The sequence below is a fragment of the Streptomyces sp. NPDC056452 genome (assembly GCF_042796085.1).
Lineage (GTDB): Bacteria > Actinomycetota > Actinomycetes > Streptomycetales > Streptomycetaceae > Streptomyces.
Genome location: NZ_JBHTRI010000005.1, coordinates 53,521 through 77,508, shown reverse-complemented (window position 1 = coordinate 77,508; position 23,988 = coordinate 53,521). Strand labels below are relative to the sequence as shown.

The 23,988-nt window shown below is 70.5% G+C and carries 25 protein-coding genes and 1 riboswitch; of the genes, 7 read left to right on the top strand and 18 right to left on the bottom strand.

Going from position 1 to position 23,988, the window contains the following annotated elements; genetic code table 11:
* Positions 1–293: 293 nt before the first annotated feature.
* From ligA to ACFQ6X_RS06825, 4 genes are read right to left on the bottom strand one after another with little or no spacing between them, the layout of a single operon-like run.
* A complete protein-coding gene (gene ligA / locus ACFQ6X_RS06840) occupies positions 294–2,489 on the bottom strand; it encodes an NAD-dependent DNA ligase LigA (protein ID WP_383177028.1) in 2,196 nt (731 codons plus the stop codon).
* Between the two features lie 31 nt (positions 2,490–2,520).
* Positions 2,521–3,546 (bottom strand): methionine synthase, encoded by a 1,026-nt coding sequence (locus ACFQ6X_RS06835; protein ID WP_383177025.1) that lies wholly within the window; start codon positions 3,544–3,546, stop codon positions 2,521–2,523.
* Positions 3,547–3,581: 35 nt separating this feature from the next.
* On the bottom strand, positions 3,582–4,271 hold the full coding sequence (locus ACFQ6X_RS06830) for an SDR family oxidoreductase (RefSeq protein ID WP_383177022.1): 690 nt from the start codon (positions 4,269–4,271) through the stop codon (positions 3,582–3,584).
* 28 nt (positions 4,272–4,299) lie between these two features.
* Positions 4,300–4,839 carry a TIGR00730 family Rossman fold protein gene (locus ACFQ6X_RS06825; RefSeq protein WP_383177019.1) on the bottom strand — a complete coding sequence of 180 codons (540 nt, stop codon included), beginning with the start codon at positions 4,837–4,839 and terminating at the stop codon, positions 4,300–4,302.
* A gap of 75 nt (positions 4,840–4,914) precedes the next feature.
* Here ACFQ6X_RS06825 and ACFQ6X_RS06820 point away from each other — a divergent pair, with 75 nt between their 5' ends.
* On the top strand, positions 4,915–5,250 hold the full coding sequence (locus tag ACFQ6X_RS06820) for a DUF427 domain-containing protein (protein ID WP_383177016.1): 336 nt from the start codon (positions 4,915–4,917) through the stop codon (positions 5,248–5,250).
* Positions 5,251–5,312: 62 nt separating this feature from the next.
* A complete protein-coding gene (locus tag ACFQ6X_RS06815; RefSeq protein ID WP_383177013.1) occupies positions 5,313–6,101 on the top strand; it encodes an alpha/beta fold hydrolase in 789 nt (262 codons plus the stop codon).
* A gap of 57 nt (positions 6,102–6,158) precedes the next feature.
* Here the strand turns inward: ACFQ6X_RS06815 and mnmA are convergent, their stop codons facing one another.
* Positions 6,159–7,289, bottom strand: coding sequence for a tRNA 2-thiouridine(34) synthase MnmA (gene mnmA / locus ACFQ6X_RS06810; RefSeq protein ID WP_329207152.1), 1,131 nt, complete (start codon positions 7,287–7,289; stop codon positions 6,159–6,161).
* Positions 7,290–7,350: 61 nt separating this feature from the next.
* On the opposite strand from mnmA, the gene ACFQ6X_RS06805 reads away from it, so the two are divergent.
* Positions 7,351–8,049 carry an N-acetylmuramoyl-L-alanine amidase gene (locus ACFQ6X_RS06805; protein ID WP_383177010.1) on the top strand — a complete coding sequence of 233 codons (699 nt, stop codon included), beginning with the start codon at positions 7,351–7,353 and terminating at the stop codon, positions 8,047–8,049.
* Here ACFQ6X_RS06805 and ACFQ6X_RS06800 read toward each other — a convergent pair.
* The 3 genes from ACFQ6X_RS06800 to ACFQ6X_RS06790 form a co-directional block, all read right to left on the bottom strand.
* Positions 8,042–9,211, bottom strand: a complete 1,170-nt coding sequence (locus ACFQ6X_RS06800) for a cysteine desulfurase family protein (protein WP_383177007.1) — start codon at positions 9,209–9,211, stop codon at positions 8,042–8,044. The genes ACFQ6X_RS06805 and ACFQ6X_RS06800 overlap by 8 nt on opposite strands.
* A 143-nt stretch (positions 9,212–9,354) precedes the next feature.
* Entirely contained in the window at positions 9,355–9,705 is a 351-nt protein-coding gene (locus tag ACFQ6X_RS06795) for a DUF4190 domain-containing protein (RefSeq protein WP_383177004.1), read from the bottom strand.
* A gap of 47 nt (positions 9,706–9,752) precedes the next feature.
* Entirely contained in the window at positions 9,753–9,908 is a 156-nt protein-coding gene (locus ACFQ6X_RS06790) for a hypothetical protein (RefSeq protein ID WP_383177001.1), read from the bottom strand.
* 106 nt (positions 9,909–10,014) lie between these two features.
* Between ACFQ6X_RS06790 and ACFQ6X_RS06785 the strand changes: the two genes are divergently transcribed.
* Positions 10,015–10,638: a TetR family transcriptional regulator gene (locus ACFQ6X_RS06785; RefSeq protein WP_351176688.1), complete on the top strand. Its 624-nt coding sequence runs from the start codon at positions 10,015–10,017 to the stop codon at positions 10,636–10,638.
* A gap of 10 nt (positions 10,639–10,648) precedes the next feature.
* Entirely contained in the window at positions 10,649–11,482 is an 834-nt protein-coding gene (locus ACFQ6X_RS06780; RefSeq protein ID WP_383176998.1) for an alpha/beta fold hydrolase, read from the top strand.
* A gap of 56 nt (positions 11,483–11,538) precedes the next feature.
* Here ACFQ6X_RS06780 and ACFQ6X_RS06775 read toward each other — a convergent pair whose 3' ends face one another.
* The 10 genes from ACFQ6X_RS06775 to ACFQ6X_RS06730 all read right to left on the bottom strand — a co-directional run bounded on the left by ACFQ6X_RS06775 (position 11,539) and on the right by ACFQ6X_RS06730 (position 21,925).
* Entirely contained in the window at positions 11,539–12,405 is an 867-nt protein-coding gene (locus ACFQ6X_RS06775) for a thioesterase family protein (RefSeq protein ID WP_383176995.1), read from the bottom strand.
* Between the two features lie 51 nt (positions 12,406–12,456).
* Positions 12,457–13,128 (bottom strand): trimeric intracellular cation channel family protein, encoded by a 672-nt coding sequence (locus ACFQ6X_RS06770; protein WP_383176992.1) that lies wholly within the window; start codon positions 13,126–13,128, stop codon positions 12,457–12,459.
* A 47-nt stretch (positions 13,129–13,175) separates the two neighbouring features.
* On the bottom strand, positions 13,176–14,501 hold the full coding sequence (locus ACFQ6X_RS06765; RefSeq protein WP_383176989.1) for an ABC transporter ATP-binding protein: 1,326 nt from the start codon (positions 14,499–14,501) through the stop codon (positions 13,176–13,178).
* Complete coding sequence (locus ACFQ6X_RS06760; RefSeq protein ID WP_383176986.1) at positions 14,498–15,490, bottom strand: ABC transporter ATP-binding protein; 993 nt, start codon at positions 15,488–15,490, stop codon at positions 14,498–14,500. Before ACFQ6X_RS06760 ends, ACFQ6X_RS06765 begins: the two co-directional genes overlap by 4 nt.
* A gap of 6 nt (positions 15,491–15,496) precedes the next feature.
* Positions 15,497–16,459: an ABC transporter permease gene (locus tag ACFQ6X_RS06755; protein ID WP_383176983.1), complete on the bottom strand. Its 963-nt coding sequence runs from the start codon at positions 16,457–16,459 to the stop codon at positions 15,497–15,499.
* Position 16,460: 1 nt separating this feature from the next.
* Entirely contained in the window at positions 16,461–17,465 is a 1,005-nt protein-coding gene (locus ACFQ6X_RS06750) for an ABC transporter permease (protein WP_329207172.1), read from the bottom strand.
* A gap of 85 nt (positions 17,466–17,550) precedes the next feature.
* Positions 17,551–19,218 (bottom strand): ABC transporter substrate-binding protein, encoded by a 1,668-nt coding sequence (locus tag ACFQ6X_RS06745; RefSeq protein WP_383176979.1) that lies wholly within the window; start codon positions 19,216–19,218, stop codon positions 17,551–17,553.
* A gap of 186 nt (positions 19,219–19,404) precedes the next feature.
* Positions 19,405–20,196 (bottom strand): enhanced serine sensitivity protein SseB C-terminal domain-containing protein, encoded by a 792-nt coding sequence (locus ACFQ6X_RS06740; protein WP_383176976.1) that lies wholly within the window; start codon positions 20,194–20,196, stop codon positions 19,405–19,407.
* Between the two features lie 145 nt (positions 20,197–20,341).
* On the bottom strand, positions 20,342–21,109 hold the full coding sequence (locus ACFQ6X_RS06735) for an enhanced serine sensitivity protein SseB (RefSeq protein ID WP_383176973.1): 768 nt from the start codon (positions 21,107–21,109) through the stop codon (positions 20,342–20,344).
* A 141-nt stretch (positions 21,110–21,250) separates the two neighbouring features.
* A complete protein-coding gene (locus ACFQ6X_RS06730) occupies positions 21,251–21,925 on the bottom strand; it encodes an AAA family ATPase (protein ID WP_383176970.1) in 675 nt (224 codons plus the stop codon).
* Positions 21,926–22,113: 188 nt separating this feature from the next.
* Positions 22,114–22,211, top strand: a riboswitch (glycine riboswitch).
* A gap of 157 nt (positions 22,212–22,368) precedes the next feature.
* Between ACFQ6X_RS06730 and gcvT the strand changes: the two genes are divergently transcribed.
* Together gcvT and gcvH are read left to right on the top strand one after the other, a co-directional pair.
* Positions 22,369–23,502 (top strand): glycine cleavage system aminomethyltransferase GcvT, encoded by a 1,134-nt coding sequence (gcvT, locus tag ACFQ6X_RS06725; RefSeq protein WP_383176967.1) that lies wholly within the window; start codon positions 22,369–22,371, stop codon positions 23,500–23,502.
* 91 nt (positions 23,503–23,593) lie between these two features.
* Positions 23,594–23,971 (top strand): glycine cleavage system protein GcvH, encoded by a 378-nt coding sequence (gene gcvH / locus ACFQ6X_RS06720; protein WP_329207182.1) that lies wholly within the window; start codon positions 23,594–23,596, stop codon positions 23,969–23,971.
* Positions 23,972–23,988 lie beyond the last annotated feature (17 nt).

The following is a 23,988-nucleotide window of genomic DNA, read 5'->3' as shown; positions in this document are numbered from 1 at the left end:
ACAGTGGCCCCCGCTCCCGTGCCACCACGAACCAATTCCCACCACGCGACCGGGCACGGCAGGTGCACGTTCAACAGTAGGCCGCCAACAGCCCTTGCGGGCAGCGCTCTACAGCTCTTGCCCGAATGCGGACCCCGCCAGACCCACCGTCCGATATGAGCCGAACGGGTGATACCGACCGGCTCGGCCGCATCACTCGCCCCCCTCTTGTCCGCTTTATTCCCTTCTTGTCCACCGCCACTCCCCCGTAGCGTCTCGATCGAGCCTCGATCACTTCGGCCATCGGGTCTCGATCACGCCTCTACCGGCACAGCCACCTCACGCGCAGCGTCCGGTCCCTGGTCGAGCAGAACCGCGAACCCGTCCTCGTCGAGGACGGGGACCTTCAGCTGCATCGCCTTGTCGTACTTCGAGCCCGGGTTCTCGCCCACCACGACGAAGGAGGTCTTCTTCGAGACGGAACCGGTCACCTTCGCCCCCCGGCTCTGCAGCGCGTCCTTCGCACCGTCCCTGGTGTGTGTGGCCAGCGTGCCCGTGACGACGACGGTGAGCCCTTCGAGCGGCCGCGGCCCTTCGTCCTCGCCCGCTCCCTCGTCCTCCATCCGGACACCGGCCTCCCGCCACTTGCGCAGGATCTCGCGGTGCCAGTCCTCGGCGAACCACTGCTTGACCGAGGCGGCGATGATGGGTCCGACGCCGTCGGCGGCGGCCAGCTCCTCCTCGGACGCCTCGTCGATCCGGTCGATGGACCGGAACTGCCTGGCCAGCTCCACGGCGGCCACGGGCCCCACATGACGGATCGAGAGCCCGGTGAGGATCCGGGCCAGGGGTGCCTGCCGTGCTGCGGCGATACCGTCGAGCATGGCCACGGCGTTCTTCTTCGGTTCGCCCTGCTGGTTGGCGAAGACCGTCGCGATCTTCTCCTCGCCGCTCTTCGGATCGCGCTTGGGCAGCCCGCTGTCCTGGTCCAGGACGTAGGCCCGGATCGGCAGCAGCTGCTCCACCGTCAGGCCGAAGAGGTCGCCCTCGTCCAGCAGGGGCGCCTCGGCGGGCTCCAGGGGCTTGGTCAGAGCAGCGGCCGCCACATAGCCGAAGTGGTCGATGTCCAGGCACTTGCGTCCGGCGAGGTAGGCCACCCGCTCCCGCAACTGCGCGGGGCAGGAACGTGCGTTGGGGCAGCGGAGGTCGATGTCGCCCTCCTTCATGGGGCGCAGCGCCGTACCGCACTCGGGGCAGTCGGCCGGCATGACGAACTCCCGCTCGCTGCCGTCGCGCAGATCGACGACCGGGCCGAGGATCTCCGGGATGACGTCGCCCGCCTTGCGGAGCACCACCGTGTCGCCGATGAGGACGCCCTTGGCCTTCACCACGTTCTGGTTGTGCAGGGTGGCGAACTCGACCTCTGAGCCCGCCACCTCGACGGGTTCCACCTGGGCGTACGGCGTGACCCTGCCGGTCCGTCCGACGCCGACCCGGATGTTGACCAGCTTGGTGTTGACCTCTTCCGGGGCGTACTTCCAGGCGATCGCCCAGCGCGGTGCGCGCGAGGTGGAGCCCAGCCTGCCCTGGAGCGGGATCTCGTCGAGCTTGACGACGACCCCGTCGATCTCGTGCTCCACGGAGTGGCGGTTCTCCCCGAAGTACGCGATGAACTCCCGTACGCCGTCGAGGGAGTCGACCACCTTGTTGTGCTGGGCCGTGGGCAGGCCCCATTCGCTCAGCAGCTCGTAGGCGTGCGAGAGGCAGTCGATGTCGAAACCCTCGCGGGCTCCGATGCCGTGCACCACCATGTGCAGCGGGCGGGTGGCGGTGACCTTCGGGTCCTTCTGGCGCAGGGAGCCGGCCGCCGCGTTGCGCGGGTTGGCGAAGGGCTTGTCGTCGGCTTCCACCAGGCGGGCGTTGAGACCTTCGAAGGCCTCCATCGGGAAGAAGACCTCGCCGCGGATCTCGACGAGCGCGGGGATCCTGTCGCCCTTCAGGCGGTGCGGGATCTCCGCGATCGTGCGGACGTTGGGCGTGATGTCCTCGCCGGTCCGGCCGTCGCCGCGGGTCGCCGCGCGGGTCAGCCTCCCGTGCTCGTACGTGAGGTTCACGGCGAGACCGTCCACCTTGAGCTCGCACAGGAAGTGGTAGCCGCCCGTGCCGACGTCCCGCGCGACACGCTCGGCCCAGGCCGCGAGCTCCCCGTCGTCGAAGGCGTTGTCCAGGGAGAGCATCCGCTCGCGGTGCTCCACGGACGTGAACTCCGTGGTGTACGGCCCGGCGACCTTCTGGGTCGGCGAGTCCGGCGTACGCAGCTGGGGGTGCTGGTCCTCGACGGCCTCCAGCGCACGCATCAGCCGGTCGAACTCGGCATCGCTGACGACCGGCTGGTCCTTCACGTAGTACCGGAAGCGGTGCTCCTCGATCTGCTCGGCCAGGAGCGCGTGCTGTTCCCGCGCCTCCGCCGGCACACCGGTCAGCTGCTGTGCCTGCTGTTCGCCGGCCATCGTCCGATCCTCCCGTTGACCCGTTGCCCCGTTACTCAGGGTTGTCTGCGAGTGACCTCGCGGCCCGGGCGCAGTGGGCGAGCGCGGCGCGCGCGTACGCGGGCGATGCCCCCGCCAGCCCGCAGGACGGGGTGATCACGACGGACTCGGTGAGAGTCCCCGGATTGAACCCCAGCCTGCTCCACAACGTCCTGACACCCATGACGCTACCGCCAGGGTCCGACAATGCGGTCGAGGCCGCGTCGACTCCGGGAACCACGCCGAGGAAGAGCTGGGTGCCGGCGTCGACGGCTTCCCCGATCGCGTCCTCCTCACGCTCGGTGAGGAGGGAGAAGTCGAACGAGACGGCGTCCGCCCCGGCACGGCGCAACAGGGCGAAGGGCACCTCGGGGGCACACGAGTGGACCACCGTCGGCCCGTCGCCGTTCACCGCGAGCAGCTCGCGCAGGGTTCCCTCGACGACCTGGCGGTCCACGGCCCGGTAGGTCCGGTAACCGCTCGCGGACCTGACCCGCCCCAGGAGTACGGCGGTGAGGGACGGTTCGTCGAGCTGGAGCACGACCTCGGCGCCGGGAACTCTGCGCCGGACGTCCGCGAGGTGCGTGCGCAGCCCCTCCGCCAGCGAGCCGGCCAGGTCACGGCAGGCTCCCGGGTCGCCGAGCATGGCCTCGCCGCCCCGCAGCTCCAGGCCGGCGGCCAGCGTCCAGGGGCCGACCGCCTGGACCTTGAGGAGCCCTTCGTAGCCCTGGGTGTGCTCCTCCAGGGCGTCGAGGTCCTCGCCGAGCCAGGAGCGGGCGCGGCGGGTGTCCCGGCCGGGCCGGTCGCTGATCCGCCAGCCGCTGGGCTCGACGTGGCCGTACATCTCGACGAGCAGCCCGATGGTCCGCCCGATCATGTCCGCCCCTGGTCCGCGCGCGGGCAGCTCCGCCAGGTACGGCATGCCCTGCCCGTCGGCGAAGGACCCGGCGACGGTCTTGGCCGCCTCCAGTGCGTCACCGCCCGGCATGGACCCGACACCGGTGGCGGCACACCCGCTGAACTTGCTCTTCTCGCTCACGGGCAGAGCCTACGGGCCGTACCGCCCCCGGTTTCTCAGCGGCCGGGGCGGACCGTCAGGTTGTTGATCTCGGCATCGCGCGGCAGGTCGATCGCGAGCAGGATCGTGGTGGCCACGGACTCCGGGTCGATCCAGCGCGAGGGGTCGTACTCCTTGCCCTCCTGCTGGTGGACCTTGGCCTGCATGGGGCTGGCGGTGCGCCCGGGATAGACCGATGTCACCCGGACGCCACTGCCGTGCTCCTCGTGGCGCAGCGAGTCGGCGAGGGCCTTCAGGCCGTGCTTGCTGGCGGCGTACGCGCCCCACTCGGCGTGGGCCTCGAGCCCGGCGCCGGAGTTCACGAAGACGACGCTGCCCTGGGAGACGCGCAGCTGCGGCAGCAGCAGCCGGGTCAGTTCGGCGGGGGCGATCAGATTGGCGTTGAGCTGGAAGTGCCAGGCCTTGGGGGTGAGGTCACCGATCCTGCCGAGCTCGACGACCCCCGCGATGTGCAGCAGCGAGTCGAGCCGTTCGGGCATCGGCTGCTGTCCGAAGGCCCAGGAGAGCCGGTCCGGATTGCCGAGGTCGCCGACGAGCGTGCGGGCCCCGGGGTGGAGCGCGGCCAGCTCCTTGGCGCGTCCCGCGTCGCGGGCGAGCAGCACGAGCTCGTCGCCGCGCTCCAGGAGGCGACGGGCGACGGCCGCTCCGATACCGGAGCCGGCCCCGGTGATGAGATGAGTAGGCATGCCCTCATGCTGTCACCCCGCCCGGGCCTCACCGCAGGCCGGCCGACTCCTCCAGGTAGGCGAGCGCCCCGACTCCGTCCTTGGCGAAGAAGACCAGGTCGGTGAGGGGCACCGGCAGGAAGCCCTCGTCCTCCATGCGCTGGAACTGCTGGCGCAGTCCGTCGTAGAACCCGGCCGTGTTCAGCAGGACGACGGGCATGGTGTTCTTGCCGTGCTTCTTCAGCTCCAGGATCTCCGTGGCCTCGTCGAGCGTCCCCGTGCCGCCGACCATGACCACGACCGCGTCGGCCTTCTCCAGGAGCAGCGCCTTGCGCTCGGCCAGGTCCTTGGCGATCACCATCTCGTCGGCGTCGGTCCTCGCCGTCGCCGCCAGGAACTCCACCGACACGCCCACGAGCCGCCCGCCGGCCGCCTGCACCCCGTCGGCGACGACCTTCATGAGTCCGCTCTCCGACCCTCCCCAGACCAGGGTGTGCCCGCCCCGGCCCAGAAGTTCGGCGAATTCCCGGGCGGGCACGGTGTAGCGGTCGTCGAGGTCGGCGGCGGAGAGGAAGACACAAATGTTCATGCCACCACCGTACGGGCCGCCCCGGCACTCCCCCGGAGCGGGAAGAAACCGGCCCGCCGCACGGCTGAACCAGTCATGACTTCCACAACAGGACACCGCATCACCGTCGAGCGCGAAGCCGTGCACGTGCGCGTGGTTCGCGACGGGCAGCTGCTCGCCGAGAGCCACAGTCCGCTCGCCCTGCGCGAGACGGGCTGTCCGGTCAGGTACTACCTGCCGCCCGAGGATGTCCGTACGGAGCTCCTGGCACCCTCGGAGACCCGCACGCACTGCCCGTTCAAGGGCGATGCGTCCTACTGGTCGGTGCCCGGGGCGGCGGACCTCGTCTGGGCCTATCCGGAGCCCAAGGAGCAAGTCGCGGCGATCAAGGACCACTTCTGCTTCTACGACACGGCCGTCGTCACCGACTGACCGTCAAAAATACTTCTCGCGACGACCGATGAGTTTTGCGGGCGGCCTCGGTCAACCCTCACATGGACAAGACTCTCTCCCGTGACGGCACGTCCGTCGCCTATCGGCGCCGGGGTGACGGGCCGCCGGTGATCCTGGTCGGCGGGGCGCTGAGCAGCGCGGCGACCGAGGCACCGCTGGCCGAGCTGCTCGCTCCGCGGTTCACGGTCGTCACGTACGACCGCCGTGGCCGCGGCTCCAGCGGCGACAGCGGTCCGTACGCGGTGCGGCGCGAGATCGAGGACCTGGCCGCGGTGGCGGCCCGGGTGGGTGAGCGGGTGTCGCTGTTCGGCATGCTGTCGGGCGGCGCGCTGGCCCTGGAGGCGCATGCCGCGGGGCTGCCCGTGGATCTGCTCGCCGTGTACGAGCCGCCCTACACACCGGATCCGTCCGGCCTCCTGTACAAGTCCCGCTGCACGGCGGAACTCCACTGCCTGCTGTCGGCCGGCGACCGGGGCGGGGCCGTCGAGCTGTACCTGTCCCGGACCGGCGTCCCGGAGGCGACCGTCGCCCGGATGCGCCGGGCGGAGCTGGAGGCGCTCGCCCATACGCTCGCCTACGACGACACGCTGCTGGGCAACGGCTCGGTCCCGGCCGAGCGCTTCGCGTCCGTGACGGCACGCACGCTGGTGGTCTGCGGCGGCTTCAGTCCCGACCGGACCCGTGAGACGACGCTCGCCCTCGCGGCGGCGGTCCCCCGGGCACGGCACCGCACGCTGACCGGCCAGACGCGCGATCTGGCACCGCAGGCGATCGCACCGGTCCTGGCGGACTTCTTCGCCCGGGACGTGTTCCTGCGCGAGGCGTCGTAGCGGACCCCTGAACCGGCCGGGTCGCCGCAGGGGAGCGACCCGGTCCGAGGCTGTGCGTCAGCCCGCCGCCGCCCTCTCGCGGCGGACGGTCGTGGCGATGGTGGCGGAGCCGACCACCCTGGTGCCGTCGTACAGGACGACGGCCTGGCCGGGGGCCACACCCCGTACGGGCTCGGTGAACGAGACGTGCAGGGTGCCGTCGGTCAGCTCCGCCGTCACCTCGGTCTCGCCGCCGTGGGCGCGCAGCTGCGCGGTGTACGTACCGGGGCCGGCCGGGGCCGTACCGCACCAGCGGGGCTTGATGGCCGTGAGGGCCGTGACGTCGAGGGCCTCGGCGGGACCCACCGTCACCGTGTTGTTCACCGGTGAGATGTCCAGGACGTAGCGGGGCTTGCCGTCGGGGGCGGGGTGGCCGATGCGCAGTCCCTTGCGCTGGCCGATGGTGAAGCCGAAGGCGCCCTCGTGGGTGCCGACCTTCGTACCGGACTCGTCGACGATGTCACCCTCCGCAGGGCCCCCGAGACGGTCCGCGAGGAAGCCCTGGGTGTTGCCGTCGGCGATGAAGCAGATGTCGTGGCTGTCGGGCTTCTTGGCGACGGCCAGGCCGCGGCGCTCGGCCTCGGCGCGGATCTCGTCCTTGGTGGTGAGGGTGTCGCCGAGGGGGAACATGGCGTGCGCGAGCTGCTTCTCGTCCAGGACTCCGAGGACGTAGCTCTGGTCCTTGGCCATGTCCGAGGCGCGGTGCATCTCACGGGTGCCGTCGTCGTTCAGCACGACGGTGGCGTAGTGGCCGGTGCAGACCGCGTCGAAGCCGAGGGCCAGGGCCTTGTCGAGCAGTGCGGCGAACTTGATCTTCTCGTTGCAGCGCAGGCAGGGGTTGGGGGTGCGCCCCGCCTCGTACTCCGCGACGAAGTCGTCCACGACGTCCTCGCGGAAGCGTTCCGCGAGGTCCCAGACGTAGAACGGGATGCCGATGACGTCCGCCGCACGGCGGGCGTCCCGGGAGTCCTCGATGGTGCAACAGCCGCGTGCCCCGGTACGGAAGGACTGCGGGTTCGCGGAGAGGGCGAGGTGCACACCGGTCACGTCGTGGCCTGCCTCGGCGGCACGGGCCGCGGCGACGGCGGAGTCGACTCCGCCCGACATGGCGGCGAGCACACGGAGGGGGCGCTGGGAGGTCTCAGTCATAGCTCATCCAGAGTACGGGGCCCCGGGAACCGAATGCGCGCGGATATGCGTTGACGATCACATGGGGACCAGAGGCAGGGCCGGAGGATCCGGGAACGGGTCGCGCGGCATCAGCAGACGCTCGCTGCTGATCGGCGGCGCCGCGACCGCCGTGGGCACGGCCGCACTGGCCGCGGAGGAGATCCGGCGCGTCTGGTGGCGGGTGCCGGGCGTGGAGAAGCCCCGCAAGCCCGGTGAGCTGGACTTCGCCGGTGCCCGGTGGGTGGCGGCCTCCGAGGCGAACTGGCGGCGGGCCGACCGACCCGACGACTACGGCGTGGACCGGGTGATCATCCATGTCACCCAGGGCAGCTTCGCCAGCGCGGTCAAGGTCTTCCAGGATCCGGCGCACCGCGCCGCGACGCACTACATCGTCGGCCAGGACGGCCGTGTGACGCAGATGATCCGCGAGCTGGACGTGGCGTACCACGCAGGCAACCGCTCGTTCAACGAGCGAAGTGTCGGCATCGAGCACGAGGGCTTCGTGGACCGCCCGAAGGATTTCACGGCCCGCATGTACGAGTCGTCGGCGCGGCTGACGGCAGCGATATGCGCGCGGTACGCGATACCCGTGGACCGCGAGCACATCATCGGGCACGTGGAGGTGCCGGGCACGGACCACACGGATCCAGGACCTCACTGGGACTGGGACCGCTACATGAAGCTGGTCCGGGCCGCTTCCGAGGCGGCCAGGGCCTCGGAGGCGGCGAAGGCTAGCTGAGGCCTGCCGTCCTGGCCCGTTCGACCGCGGGGCCGATCGCCCGCGCGACGTCCTCGACGTCCTGCTTGGCGGAGGTGTGGCCGAGCGAGAAGCGCAGGGTGCCGCGGGCCAGGTCCGGGTCGGTGCCCGTGGCCAGCAGCACATGACTCGGCTGGGCGATTCCGGCCGTGCACGCGGAGCCGGTGGAGCACTCGATGCCCTGGGCGTCGAGCAGCAGCAGGAGGGAGTCGCCCTCGCAGCCGGGGAAGGTGAAGTGGGCGTTGGCGGGCAGCCGGCCGCCGGGGGCCGGGTCGCCGCCGAGCACGGCATCGGGGACGGCCTGCAGGACGGCCGCGGCCAGGTCGTCGCGCAGCGCACCGATCTCGCGGGCGAAGTCCTCACGCCCGTCGGCGGCGAGCCGTCCGGCGACCGCGAAGGCGGCGACCGCGGGCACGTCGAGGGTTCCGGAGCGCACATGGCGCTCCTGTCCGCCGCCGTGCAGCACGGGCACGGGGGTGTGGTCGCGGCCGAGCAGCAGCGCGCCCACACCGAAGGGGCCACCGATCTTGTGTGCGCTGACGGTCATCGCGGCCAGCCCCGACCGGGCGAAGTCGACCTCCAGCTGCCCGAAGGCCTGTACCGCGTCGGAGTGCATCGGCACATCGAACTCGCGGGCGACATCAGCCAGTTCGCGTATCGGCATGACGGTGCCGATCTCGTTGTTGGCCCACATGACGGTGATCAGCGCGACATCGTCGGGGTTGCGGAGAATCGCCTCGCGCAGGGCCTCGGGGTGCACGCGCCCGTACCGGTCGACGGGCAGGTAGTCGACGGTGGCGCCCTCGTGCTCGGCGAGCCAGTCGACGGCATCGATCACTGCGTGGTGTTCCACGGGGCTGGCGAGCACCCTGGTGCGGCGGGGGTCCGCGTCGCGCCGGGACCAGTAGAGGCCCTTCACGGCAAGGTTGTCGGCCTCGGTCCCGCCCGAGGTGAAGACCACCTCGCTGGGGCGCGCGCCGAGGGCGTCCGCGAGCGTCTCTCTGGACTCCTCGACGGTGCGGCGGGCCCGGCGTCCGGCGGCGTGCAGGGAGGACGCGTTGCCGGTGACGGCGAGGTGCGCGGTCATCGCCGCGATCGCCTCCGGAAGCATCGGAGTGGTCGCTGCGTGGTCGAGGTAGGCCATGGTGGACACGATTCTACGAGTCCGCGGCGGGGCTCATGCCGGGCGCATGGGGTCACGGCTCCCGCGGGGGTCCTGGAAGGCGTTGCGGCCCGCCCCGGCCCGGAGCCCGATCCGGTACCGGGAGAGCTTTTCGCCCGCCCCGGTCAGCCGCCGAAGTTCCAGGAGACGGTGCCGTTCTCGGTGACCAGGACGGCGAGGACGACCAGGTCGGCGATGCCGAGGGCCAGGCCGAGCAGGGCGCGGCCGCGGCGGGCGGTGGAGCGGGCGAGGGCGATGACCGCCATGACGATGGCGACGGGCCCGAGCAGGATGTTCATCACCAGGAGGCCGAGCAGCCCGAGCACGAACGAGGCGACGGCCAGGCCGTCCGCCTCGCGGGAGGCTTCACGGGAGGCCGCGCGGACGCCGGGCGTCCGGTCGGTCTGCGGAGCGGCCCCTGCCCCGGCGTCGTTCCGGGTTCGGGTTCGGCGGGCGAATGCGGTGGTGAGGGTCATGATGCGTGCTCCTTCGGATCCGGTGGGATACGGAGTCGGGTGCCGGGTCAGCGGGTCCGGCGGCCGAGGCGCTCACGGACTCCGAAGAGCGCCAGCCAGAGGCCGATCAGGGCGCCTGCCGTCAGCGCCAGGGGCAGCGGCAGATGCGCGACCGCTCCGAGGACGACCCCCAGCAGGAGCAGGGCGGCGACGAGGACGAACATGTGTGGCCCTTTCTGCGAGCATTTGAGAGTACGAGTGTTCACTGACTTCACAGTCTAGACCCCCGACCCCTTCCAAGACTCGGAGAACGGTTGTTTACTGAATGGCATGAGTCACACCGTCGGCATCCGCCAGGCCCAGAAGCTGAAGACACGTCAGGCACTGCTGGACGCCGCCCTGCGGCTGCTGGAGCACCAGAGCCTGAGCAGCCTGGGTTTGCGTGAGGTGACGCGGGCCGTGGGCGTCGCCCCGACCGCCTTCTACCGCCACTTCGACGACACGGCGGCACTGGGCGTCGCCCTCGTCGAGGAGACCCTGGGCAGCCTGCACGGCATGATCGGCGCGATCCTCGCCGAGACGGGCGACAGCGAGGAGCGGCTGGACCGCAGCGTCGAGCTGATTGCCCGTCATGTGGCCGAACAGCCGGCCCACTTCCGCTTCATCGCCCGCGAACAGCACGGCGGCGTGGGCCCCGTCCGCGAGGCCATAACCTGCCAGCTGCGCCGCTTCGCCGAGGAGGTGGCGGCGGCCCTCGGTACGGAGCCGGAGTCGGCGGGCTGGGACCGGGAGGACCTCCTGATGCTGGGCGGGCTGTACGTCGACCACATGGTGCTCACCGCCTCGGCGCTCCTGGACGCGGGCCCCGAGGACGAGCGGGCGGTCGTCCGCCAGGCGCGACGCCGACTGCGCCTGGTCACGCTGGGCCGGGCCCACTGGCTGGACAGCCCCTAGGGTCGTCGCCATGAGCGAATGGACTCTCGACCGGACCTTCACCAGCTCCTCGGGCGAGGTGCGCTGGGCCGTGCTCGGCCCGGAGCAGGCTCCGCCGGTCGTCCTGGTGCACGGCACGCCCTTCTCCTCGTACGTCTGGCGCGGTGTCGCCCGTGCGCTGGCCCAGGACCACCGCGTGCACGTGTGGGACCTGCCCGGCTACGGCGCCTCCGCCCAGTTCGAGGACCAGGACGTGTCCCTGCGCGCCCAGGCCTGGGTCTTCACCGAGCTGCTCGCCCACTGGGGCCTGGCCGACCCCGCCGTGGCGGCGCACGACTTCGGCGGCTGCGTCGCCCTGCGCGCGCACCTCCTGCACGGCGCCCGCTACCGGCGCCTCGCGCTCGTCGACCCGGTGGCGCTGGCCCCGTGGGGCTCGCCCGCGTACCGGCTGCTGGGTGGTCACGCCGAGGTCTTCGGCGAGCTGCCGGCCGCCCTGCACCGGGCCCTGGTGACGGAGTACGTGAGTTCCGCCAGCCATCCGGGGCTGCATCCCCAGGTGCTCGAACGGCTCGTCGCCCCGTGGTGCACCGAGACCGGGCAGCCCGCCTTCTACCGGCAGATCGCCCAGAACGACCAGCGGTTCACGGACGACATCCAGCACCGGTACGACGAGCTGGAGCTGCCCGTACTGATCTGCTGGGGCACCGAGGACACCTGGATCCCCGTCGCCCGGGGGCATGAACTGGCCGCGCTGATTCCGGGCGCCGGACTTCGGCTGGTCACCGGGGCCGGGCACCTCGTCCAGGAGGACGCGCCGGCGGAGCTGACCGCAGCCCTCGCCGGCTTCCTGCGCACACACCCCTGACCGCTGCCGCGCCCTCGCGCGGGCGCCTGAGGGCCGGCGCTCCGGCCCTCAGCCGCTCAGACGCGCGGTGCGCGGGCCAGCTGGCGGGACTGGGCCACCAGACGGTCGGCGCTGTCCCAGACCTCCGCGTCCTCCTCCAGGAAGCCGCCCGCGAGGTTGCGGGTGGTGATGGAGACGCGCAGCGGCCCGGGGGCCGGGCGGCAGCGGATGTGGGTGGTGAGCTCGATCGTGGGCGTCCAGCCCTTCAGGCCCAGCTCGAACGAGGTCGGCGGCAGCGCGTCGACGGTGAGCAGCAGCGAGAGCGGGTCCGCGTCGCGGCCGTCCGCGAGTCCGAACCAGCCCCGCATCTCGCCCTTGCCGGACGGTGCGCCGATGGCCCAGCCGATCGTCGCCGGGTCGAGCTTGATGTCGAGCCGCTCGGTGATGGCGGAGCTGCCGGGGATCGCCGCCGGGCCGTCGGCCGGGCCCAGGCAGTGCTCCCGCGGCGGGATGGCGGGCAGTTCGGCGGACGTGAGGACGTCGCCGGTCAGGCCGTCCAGGTCGCCGTAGGTGGCGAGTACGCGGATGCGTTCGATCTCGCTGCCGTCCTCCGCGTACTGGAAGAGCGAGGCCTCTCCGGTGGAGAGCGTGCGGCCGGTGCGGACCACCTGGGTGCGGATGACGGCGGGGCCCGGGACGGAGGCCGTGAGGTAGTGCGCGGAGACCGAGAACGGGTCGGAGTGCGGGAGAGCCTCTCCGAGCGCCCGGCCGAGCATGGCCAGCAGATAGCCGCCGTTGACCGCGTGGATGATCGTCCATCCCGCGGAGAGCTCGGCGTCGTAGACGCCCTCTTCACGGAGTGTGACGGCGGTGTCGCGGTCGAACTCGCTGTCACCGATGGTTGCCTGCGCTGTGCGCGGCGCCTGCGCTGCTGCCTGTGCCATGCGATGCACGGTACACCGATTGCGTTACTGAGCGGTAGCTTTGTATGACGATTACATGACCGCCGGGGTCTCCTCCGCGGTCGCCGAGCGCCGGTTGTAGGCGCGCGGGGCCCGCCAGTGGAAGCGCATCGCCAGCAGCCTCAGGACGAACGCGGTGATGACCGCGGTACCGCTGGTGACGGCGTTGAGGGCGTCGAAGCGGATGCAGAGCACCACCATGACCGCGCCGACGATCGCGGGCACCGCGTACAGGTCGCGGTCCCAGCGCAGCAGGGACGGCACCTCGTTGGCGAGTACGTCGCGCAGCACACCGCCTCCGACGGCGGTGGCCAGCCCGAGGGCGGCCGAGGCGGTGAGTCCGAGGCCGTAGTCGTAGGCCTTGACCGTGCCGGCGACGCAGAAGAGGCCGAGGCCCGCCGCGTCGAAGACGTTGACGCCGACCTGGATCCGCTCGACGTGCGGGTGGAGGAAGAACACGAGGCCGGCAGCGAGCAGCGGGGTCAGGAAGTAGCCGAGATCCGTGAAGGCCGCGGGCGGGATCGCCCCGATCATCACATCGCGGAAAATCCCTCCGCCCAGCGCTGTCACCTCGGCGAGCACCGCGATGCCGAAGACATCGAAGTTCTTGCGTACGGCGAGCAGGGCGCCCGAGATCGCGAAGACGAAGATCCCGACGAGGTCGAGCGCATGCTGGACGGAGGGAGTGAAGAGTTCGTTGAGCACCGGACAGTTCTACAACGTCCGGTGCCCACGATGTCGCGCGGAGGCCGTCAGGCGGGGCCGGCCTTCCCTTCGGCACCGGCCTCGGCCACGGGTGCGGCCGCGTCTGCCGGCTCGTCCGGGGCGTCGGCGGTGTCTGCCGCCTCGACCTCGGCATCGGCGGTGTCGGCTGCCTCGGCCTCGGGCGCGGATGCCTCCCCGGACACCTTCTCCGGTTCGGCGTCGGCTTCGGCTTCGGCAGACTTCTCGGCCACCGGCGCCACGGCGACCGACTCGGCGGGGGCCTTCTGCGCGGGCACCTTCACAGCGGGCACCTTGTCGGCGACCCCCTCCTCGGTGAGTGTTCCCACGACCGCCTCGATACCCGTGGCCCGGGTCAGCCCGATCGTCCCGTCCTCGATCTCGGCCGCGAAGTGGCAGGCCACCTTGTGCCCGTCACCGAGGTCCGTCAGGACCGGACGCTCGAGCGCGCACTTGTCCTGCACCCACGGGCAGCGGGTGTGGAACCGGCAGCCCGCCGGCGGGTTGGCCGGCGAGGGCAGGTCGCCCTGGAGCAGGATCCGCTCCCGCCGGTCCTCGACCTCGGGGTCGGGCACCGGCACGGCGGACATGAGCGCCCGGGTGTACGGGTGCTTCGGCCCGGCGTACAGCGCGTCGCTCGGCGCCTCCTCCACCAGGGAGCCCAGGTACATGACCCCGATGACGTCGGAGATGTGCCGGACGACGGCGAGGTCGTGGGCGATGACGAGGTAGGTGAGCCCCAGCGACTGCTGCAGCTCCTCCAGCAGGTTGATGACCTGCGCCTGGATCGACACGTCGAGCGCCGAGACCGGCTCGTCGCAGATGATCACGTCCGGCTCGAGCACCAGGGCGCGGGCGATACCGATGCGCTGGCGCTGGCCGCCGGAGAACTCGTGCGGGTAGCGGGAGAGCGAGTTCGCGGGCAGTCCGACCTTGGCGAGGATCGCCTTGATCTTCTCCCGGCGGTCCGCCCGGTCGGTGCCGATCCCGTGGGCCGCCATGCCCTCGGACAGGATCGACTCGATGTTCTGCCGCGGGTTGAGGCTGCCGAGCGGGTCCTGGAAGACCATCTGGAGCCTGCGGCGGTACCGGCGCATCTCCTCGTCCGGCAGCTTGGCCAGGTCGGTGCCGTCGAAGACGACCTCACCGGAGGTGATGTCCACGAGCCGCAGCACGGCCCGGCCCAGGGTCGTCTTGCCGCAGCCCGACTCGCCCACGAGCCCGTACGTCTGTCCGGCCTCGACGCTCAGCGAGATGCCGTCCACGGCGTACACGTGTCCGACCGTACGGTCGAAGAAGACACCCTTCTTGACGGGGAAGTGGACCTTCACATCGTCGAGTTCGAGCAGGCTCATGCCGAAACCTCCGCCTTGGGCAGGACCGGGTTGACACAGCGCACCTGGTGTCCGGCCGTGCGTGGTTCGGTCAGTTCGGGAGTGCCCGTGAGGCACTCCATCGTGTAGAAATCGCAGCGGGGCGCGAAGGCGCAGCCGTCGGCCCAGGCGATCTTGTCGTTGATCGATCCGCGGATCGGGTGGAGCGGCTCCCCGCGCGGTGCGTCCAGACGCGGGATGGACCCGAGCAGCCCGTGGGCGTACGGGTGCGTGGGTGCGGCGAACAGCTCACGCCGGTCCGCGGACTCCACCGCCCGTCCCGCGTACAGGACGTTGACCTGGTCGCAGATGCCGGCGACGACCCCGAGGTCGTGGGTGATCATCAGCAGGGCGGTGCCCTCCTGGTCGACCAGTTCCTTGAGGAGTTCCAGGATCTGGGCCTGGATGGTCACATCGAGCGCGGTGGTCGGCTCGTCGGCGATGAGCAGCCGGGGTGCGCAGGCCACCGCCATGGCGATGAGCGCACGCTGCCGCATACCGCCGGACAGCTGGTGCGGGTACTCCTTCAGGCGCCGGCGCGGGTCCGGGATACCGACCCGGTCCAGCAGGTGGGCGGCCTCCTTGCGGGCGGCCTCCCCCTTCAGGCCGCGGTGCCGCTGGAGGATCTCGGTCACCTGGATGCCGATGGGGATCACCGGGTTCAGCGAGGACAGCGGGTCCTGGAAGATCATCGCGAGCTGACTGCCGCGCATGTCGCGGAGCTTGCGCCGGCTCATGGTCAGCAGGTCCTGGCCGTCGAACTCCACGCGTCCGCCGACCTTCACGCCCTTGTCGGGCAGCAGGCCCATCAGGGCGAGCGAGGTCACGGACTTGCCGCAGCCGGACTCGCCCACCAGGCCGACGACCTCGCCCTGGTCCACGGTGAAGGAGACACCGTCGACCGCGACGGAGTCCTTGCGGCCGCGTCCGCCGAAGGTGACGCTGAGCTGGTCAACATTGAGCAGTGCCATGGGAGATCAGCCTCGCAGCTTCGGGTCGAGGGCTTCGCGCATGGCCTCGCCGAGCAGGGTGAAGCCCAGTGCGGTGATGATGATCCCGACGGCCGGATAGGCGGCCATCATCGGCTCGTTGTCGAAGAACCGCTGCGCCTGGGAGAGCATGACGCCCCATTCCGGGATCGCCGGGTCGGGGTTGCCGAGGCCGAGATAGGACAGGGCCGCGGCTTCGATGATCGCGGTGGCGAGGCTGAGCGTCGCCTGGACGATCACCGGGCTCAGCGAGTTGGGCAGGATCTGCGTGAGGACGATCCGCTTCTTCCGGATGCCGAGCGCCTTGGCCGCCAGTACGTAGTCCGCACCGCCCTGGGCGAGCATCGAGCCGCGCAGCAGACGGGCGAAGACGGGGATCTGGACGACGCCGACGGCGATCATCACGGTGGTCAGGGACTGGCCCATCACGGCGGCGATGGAGACCGCCAGGAGCAGTGACGGCAGCGACAGCATGAGGTCGGTGATACGCATGATCACGGTGTCGATCCGCTGACCGACCTTGCCGCCGAGGGTCGCGGCGGCACCGGACAGCACACCGACGATCGCGCCGATGACCAGGCCGATGAGCATCGAGACCACACCCACGAGCAGGGTCTGGCGTGCACCGACGAGCATGCGGGAGAAGAGGTCGCGGCCGAGGTGGTCGAGGCCGAACCAGTTCTCGCCGCGCATGCCGACGAACTTGCCCTGGTTGGTGAAGACTTCGCCGCGCCAGGTCTGGGCGGTGGGGCTGTAGGGGGCGATCCACGGTCCCACGATCGCGAGCACCACGAACACGCCGATGACGACCGCGCCGATGATGGCCATCTTGCTGCCCCTGAGCCGCCGCAGGGCCTCGCGCCACAGGCTCGCGCCCGAGGTCGACTCGGTCTGCTGGGTCAGTTCGGCGAGCCGGTCGATCTTGTCGGCCCTGTTGGTCAATGTCGTCACGTCAGTGCACCCGCACTCTCGGGTCGATGATGCTGTACGCGAGGTCGACCAGCAGGTTGATGAGGACGTACACCATCGCGATGAAGAGGATGAACCCGACCAGCACCGGGTAGTCGCGGGCGTCGATCGAGGTACGGATGAAGGAGCCGATACCTCCGAAGGAGAAGACCGACTCGGTCAGCACCGCGCCCGACAGCAGGCTTCCGGTCAGCAGGCCCACCGCGGTGACCACGGGGAGCAGCGCGTTGCGCAGCACGTGACGGCCGCGAACGACCCGCTTCTCCAGGCCCTTGGACTCGGCGGTGCGGATGTAGTCCTCGCCGAGGACCTCCAGGACGCTCGCCCGGGTCATGCGCACGATCACGGCGAGCGGAATGGTCGCGAGGGCGATCGCGGGCAGCACCAGGTGCATGATCGCGTCCCAGGTCGCGTCGAGCTCCCCGGTCAGCAGGCCGTCCAGGGTGGCGAATCCCGTGATGTTCGTGGCGTCGAGACCGGTGGAGAGCCGTCCGTAGCTCGGGAAGATGTGCAGCTGGACGGCGAGGATGCCCTTGAGTATCAGCGCGAGGAAGAACACGGGGATGCAGATGCCGATCAGCGACCCGGACACCGAGGCGACGTCGAGCCAGCCACCGCGGTGGCGGGCGGCGAGGTAGCCCATCGGGATGCCGATCAGGACCGCGATGACGATCGCGGCGACGCTGAGCTCCACGGTGGCCGGGAAGCGCAGGACGAACTCGTCCCACACCGGCTGGCCTGTCTGGGTGGACGTGCCGAGATCCAGTTCGAAGATGCGCTTGAGGAAGCGCCAGTACTGGACGTAGACGGGTTCGTCGAGCCCCAGCACCCGGTTGATGCGCGCCACTTCGGCTTCGGTCGCCCGCTCGCCCAGGATCGCTGAGGCGGGTCCGCCGGGCAGCCGGTTCAGCCACAGGAAGAGCAGAACCGACAGGCCGAGCAGGGTGGGTATGAGCTGTAGCAGTCTTCGTACGACGAGTCGCAGCACCCCGCGTGCCCCTTTCTGACGTGTCGAAAAGTGGGCTCGCCCGGCCACCGGGAAGGGGTGGCCGGGCGAGCCCACTGATGTGCGGTTACTTGAAGGAGACCTCGGCGAAGTTCTCCTGCGTCAGCGGGGAGACCTTCGGCGGGTTGACGTTCTTGGCGAAAGCGATCGCGGGCGGCGAGGACGAGATCGGGAGACCCGGCAGGTACTCCATGATGGTCTCGTTGGCCTTCTTGTAGGCCTCGACGCGTCCGGCGGGGTCGACGACCTTCGAAGCGGCGTTCACCGAGTCGAAGACCTTGTCGTCCTTGAAGCCCCACTGCTTGTCGGCGCCGGCGAACCAGGTACCGATGAAGTTGAAGCCGTCGTTGAAGTCACCGGTCCAGCCCAGCATGTGCAGGGCGCAGGAGCCGGCCTCGGTGGCGTCCAGGTAGTCCGGGGCCCACTTCATGGCCTTCGGGACGACCGTGATGCCGGCCTTCTCGAGGTCGGCCTTCATCAGCTCGAACATGTCCTGCGGGGCAGGCATGTAGGGGCGGGTGACCTCGGTCGGGTAGCAGAACTCGAGCGAGAGCTTGCTCTCACCGGCGGCCTTCAGAAGCTGCTTCGACTTGTTCGTGTCGAAGGGGTACTGCTTCACCTTGTCCGAGAAGCCGGCGACCGTGTCGGGCATGAACTGCGTGGCGACCTTGCCGCCCTCGGGCAGCTGGGTCTTGACGATGTTCTCGCGGTCGATGGCGTGCGCGATGGCCTGCCGGACCTCGGGCTTCTTCAGCGCCGGGTTCTTCGACTGGGTCATGCCCACGTAGAAGAGGTTGAAGACGTCACGGGTCGGGACCTCGTAGCCCTCGGACTCCAGCGTCTTGATGTCCGCGGGTGCGACCAGGTCGTAGCCGTCGATGTCACCGGCCTGGAGCGCCTGGCGGCGGCCCTCCTCGGTGTCGATCGTGCGGAAGACCAGGTTCTTCACCTTGGCCTTGGCGCCCCAGTAGTCGTCGAAGCGCGCGAGGCTGACTTCCTTGTTGCTCTTGTTCCACTTGGTGATCTTGTACGGGCCGGTGCCGGCGACCGTGCCGGCCTCCTGGCTGTACTTGGGGTACGTGATCGCGTCGCCCTTGGCGGTCGCGTCCTGCTTCTCGTACTCCTTGAGGGCCTTCGGCGAGTGGATCGCCAGGGCCTGCAGGGAGAAGCCGCCGGGCAGGTTCGCCGAGGGCTCGTTGACCTCGATGACCGCCGTGTTGGCGTCCTTCGCGGTGCAGGACTTGTAGTTCGCCTTCGGCGCCTCGGGGTCCTCGTTCTTCGCGAAGCCGCCCATGATGGACTGCCAGTAGTACGAGACCGCGCTGGACTGGTACGTACCCGCCCAGTTGAACCAGTGGTCGTAGTTCGCGCAGACCGCGGCGGCGTTGAACTCCTCGCCGTCGTGGAACTTCACGTTCTTACGGAGGTTGAACGTCCACACCTTGCCGGCGGGGTCGCTCTCCCACTTCTCGGCGAGTCCGCCGACGAGCTTGGAACCGCCGGGCTCGTGCTCGAGCAGGGCCTCGAAGGCCTGACGCGTGACACGGAAGGTCTCACCGTCGCTGGCCAGCGCCGGGTCCAGGGACCCGGGGTCGCCCGCACCTGCGAAGACGAAGGTGTCCTTCGCTCCGTCCTTGGCATCGTTGTCCCGCTCGCTGGAGCAGCCCGTGGCGATCAGGCCGACGGCGACAGCCGCCGTGATCACCCGAACAGTTCGGGACTTGAATATTCGCATGTGGGTCCACCCCAGGTCAGCAGTGTGTGGAGAGGTATTGATTCGCCCGAACACTACATTCGCGAAGCAGCCCGGAGAACAGTCCGCATAGCGGTGATACCTACCTGAGACCCGGACACTCAACAAACCGACCAGATACGGGACATCCTGCCCGCGCTTGTTAACCGGTTCGACATCGGGGCGGGTTCAGCGAAGGTGCGAGGGCGGGTAGCCGTACCCCGGCGCGGCAGCGGGCGGCGGGCCCGCCGGGGCGTGCGCCTCGCGGTCGTAGAACGGACGGGAGTTGGCACGCAGCCACATGGCGACGGGGTCGTACTCGTCGGACATGGACACCGTCGAGACGGGCAGTCCGTCGGGGACCACTCCGATCGACTGCTGCATCATCGCGCGGACCGCGTCGACGGAGGGCCGGCCCGTGTCGTAGAGATCGAGCCCGATCGCGAGGTACGGGGCGCCCAGCGCGGGCTGCACCCAGGCCCGGCGCAGCGCGCGGACGGCGGGGGTGCGGTGGGCGTTGTGCGACAGAAGGGCGTAGAACTGCGGGATCTCGATGGCGGGTTCGGAGAGCTGCAGCGGGCCCGCGGGCATCCGGTCGAGGCCTGTCGCGATGCGGCGCAGGTCCAGCCAGGGGATGCCGACGCCGCCGCCGGGGGCGTGCGGGTTGAGCCAGATACCCCAGCGGTCGGGGAAGAGGGACCGGGCGATCTCGCGGCCGGTGACCAGCTCGTGGGACCGGTTCCAGCCGCTGGCCGAGAGTTCCTGGGCGGAGGTCACGCAGGGGGCGTAGCCCATGCCGTCGATCTCCATGTTGCCGTACTGGGCATCGGGCGAGCCCGCCGTGCCGTGCCAGAGCAGCATCCAGACCCGGCCGTCGGTCAGGGCCTGCAGCAGCGCCTCGTAGGCGTCGAGGCGCCCGGGGGCCACTTGCCGCAGCATGTGCTCGACCTGCCCGGCCTCCGCGGTGCCTGACGCACTCACCCTGGGTCCCGCCCCTCTTCGTTCCGCTGCCCCGTCGTGCCGCGGTGCTGTTGTCCCGCACCCGGGCACAAAGGGTGCGGCCTCGCCATCAAACCAGCTTATGCGCCGCCCCTGACACCGGCTTGACGCCACGGGCGAAGCGGACTCAGTACCCCTCGCGCCGGTAGAACGGCCGTACCTTCTCCAGCATCCAGTCCCCCACGGGGTCCTGGGCCACGTCGAGCAGGACCAGATTGACCGGCCACGGCAGCTGGACCCGGCCCAGCGCACGGCCCAGCGCATCCATCGGGGCGCTCTGTCCGGCGCCGTCCCAGGTGGCGAACTCGACACCGACGAAGAGGACGGGGTCGCCGCCCTCGATGCTGGCCAGCGCCCTGCGTGCGGTGCTCACGACACCGATGTCCTGGAATTCGCCGGCCACCGCGGCGAGGAAGTCGACGGGGTCCTCCTTCCAGTCCGGCTCGTAGAGCCGGACCCGCCCGCCGGAGGGCCCGTCCAGCGCGGTGCGCCCGGCCCGGCAGAGCTCGGCGACGGCCGGCGGCGGCAGCGGCACACCGACCGCCCCGCCGGGATTGACGGCGATGCCCAGCTGCGGGGGCAGCCCGCGGGCGAATTCACGGGCGGGCGCGACGGTGAACGAGAAATGCGCGCCGACGCAGTGCAGGAACTGGGCCTCGGAGCTGAACACCGGTACGTACGCGGCGCCGTCGATGTCGACCGTCGGCAGGTCGAGGTCGGGGCTGTCGGGCCCGCCACCGTTCGGCAGGGGCACCCAGACGCGGCTGCGGCCGAGCACCTCGACCAGGCGGCCGCCGGCTCCGGGCACGCCGAGGGAAGCGCTGAGCACTTCCTCGAGCTCGTTGGCCGGCCATCCGTACTGCGGATGGACGGGGGCCTGGGCCGGAATGTCCACGGTGTCTGTGTCCCTTTCTCGCCATGCTGTGCGGCAGAAACCTTAGTCCGAGCCGCGCCCGGACGGCAGTGACACGGGAAACAGTGCAGGCCGGGCCGCCGGACCGTCCAGATTCCGGACGGCCGGACGGAGCTCACCGGTCTATGCGTTTGCGAACGAAATCCGTTCGATCGCCGTGGCGGCCTCCCGGTCGAGCAGCACCGCGGACGCGCAACCGGGCGGCAGCAGTCCGCTCTCCGTGTCGCGCAGCAGGCGTCCGACCGCACCGCGGTGCCGGGCGAAGGCGTATCCGGAGACACCCCGTCCGCGCTCCCGCTGGCCCGCCCTGGCCACATGAGGGGTGACGTCGAGCAGCACGAGGTGCAGTGTGCGCCCCCGGCGCCCGGCCTCGCGGGCCAACCAGCGCCGCACCCAGGCCTGGGTTCCGCAGTCGTGCACGACGACGGATCCGCCGGAGCGCAGCGCCCGCCACAGCCCGAGGTAGTGCGCGGCGCGGACCAGCGGCCGGTAGAGGGCGTAGGGGAGTAAGGCGGGCAGGGAGCCCGCCCAGCGGTCCCTGGTGTCCTGGGAGTCGATGGCGTGCTCCTGCACCGCGCGCCGGATCAGCGTCGACTTCCCGCTGCCGGGCAGTCCGGAGACCACCACCACATCGCCCGCCACGAAGTCCAGGCTCCGCGCGCCGAGTCCCTTCCTGCCCCGCAGATCCCGCACCACCGGAGCGTGCGTACCCAGGAGCTCCCGAGTGCGGGCACCCTGCTGCGCGGGCATCGCACCGCGTGCTGCCCCTGCGGTCGTCGCGTACGGCTGCAACGTCATCGCCCTCCCCCTGCCGAGTCACCCACACCTGACCTGCCCAAGAAGTGTAAAGAAAAGGTAATGCGGCACAACTGGTTCCGGTCGCACGTGTCGGCACCCGAACGGCCCCGGGTGCCTGCGCGGATCCGGTCGCCCCACTCTGGCGCAATGCGTGCGATGATGACCCCGCCAACTGCATACCGGCCGTTTGAATCCGCGCGGGAGAGTCCCGGTCACTGTGTGCGCCGGGCGCCGAAGGAGCAAGTTCCTCCCTTGAATCTCTCAGGCCCCGTACCGCGTGGATGAGGCAGATCTGAAAAGCGGGCCGCTCGCGCGGCTCCACCCAAGGTGCAAGCCGACCCCCGTAGGGGCTGACCCTTTCAGGGGCTCTCGGCGAACCTCTCAGGTTCCGATGACAGATGGGGAGGGAACGTCCTCTGTCGTCATGCCCTGGAGCCATGCCCATGAGCACTGCCCCCGCCTCCCGTCTCACCGCCCTCGATGCGCTGCATCGATCCCTGGGCGCGACCATGACCGATTTCGCCGGCTGGGACATGCCCCTGCGGTACGCCAGTGAGCGCGACGAGCACAACGCCGTTCGCACCCGGGCCGGGCTCTTCGACCTGTCGCACATGGGCGAGATCACCGTCACCGGACCGCAGGCCGCGGCCTTCCTGAACTTCGCGCTCGTGGGCAACATCGCCACCGTCGGCGTGGGCCGGGCCCGCTACACGATGATCGTCGCCGAGGACGGCGGGATCCTGGACGACCTGATCGTCTACCGCTTGGGCGAGAGCGAGTACATGGTCGTCGCCAACGCGGGCAACGCACAGCTCGTGCTCGACACGCTCGCCGGGCGCGCCGGGGACTTCGACACCGAGGTGCGCGACGACCGCGACGCCTACGCGCTGCTCGCCGTCCAGGGCCCCGAGTCCCCCGCCATCCTGAAGTCGGTCACGGACGCGGACCTGGACGGGCTGAAGTACTACGCGGGCCTGCCCGGCACCGTCGCCGGTGTCCCCGCACTCATCGCCCGTACCGGCTACACCGGCGAGGACGGCTTCGAGCTCTTCGTCGCCCCCGAGCACGCCGAGCAGCTGTGGAAGGCACTCACCGAGGCGGGCGCCCCGCACGGCCTGATCCCGTGCGGCCTCTCCTGCCGCGACACGCTGCGCCTGGAGGCGGGCATGCCGCTGTACGGGCACGAGCTGACCACCGCGCTGACCCCGTTCGACGCGGGGCTGGGCCGGGTCGTAAAGTTCGAGAAGGAGGGCGACTTCGTCGGCCGCGAGGCGCTGCTGGCCGCCGCCGAGCGTGCCGAGACCGCCCCGCCCCGCAAGCTCGTCGGCCTGGTGGCCGAGGGCCGCCGGGTGCCGCGCGCCGGCTTCCCCGTTGTCGCCGTGGGCGAGTCCGGCGGCAAGGTCATCGGCGAGGTCACGTCCGGCGCGCCGTCGCCGACGCTGGGCAAGCCGATCGCCATGGCGTACGTGGACGCGGCGCACGCCGCGCCCGGCACCGAGGGCGTCGGCGTAGACATCCGGGGTACCCACGAGGCGTACGAGGTCGTCGCACTGCCCTTCTACAAGCGTCAGAAGTGACAACGGGGCGTCCCGCACGTGACGTAGTCCCGTCTCACACCGTAAGACCACCGTTCATCAGCACTCCCCCGCGTACAGGAGAATTCAGGTCATGAGCAACCCCCAGCAGCTGCGGTACAGCAAGGAGCACGAGTGGCTGTCGGCCCTCGAGGACGGTGTGGCCACGGTCGGTATCACCGAGTTCGCGGCCAACGCCCTCGGCGACGTCGTCTACGCCCAGCTCCCGGAGGTCGGTGACACGGTGACCGCGGGCGAGACCTGCGGTGAGCTCGAGTCGACCAAGTCGGTCAGCGACCTGTACTCGCCGGTGACCGGCGAGGTCACCGATGCCAACCAGGACGTCGTGGACGACCCGGCGCTGGTGAACTCCGCCCCCTTCGAGGGCGGCTGGCTGTTCAAGGTACGCGTCGCGGAGGAGCCGAAGGACCTGCTCTCCGCCGACGAGTACTCCGAGTTCTCCGGCAACTGAGACCCAAGGGACCCCCT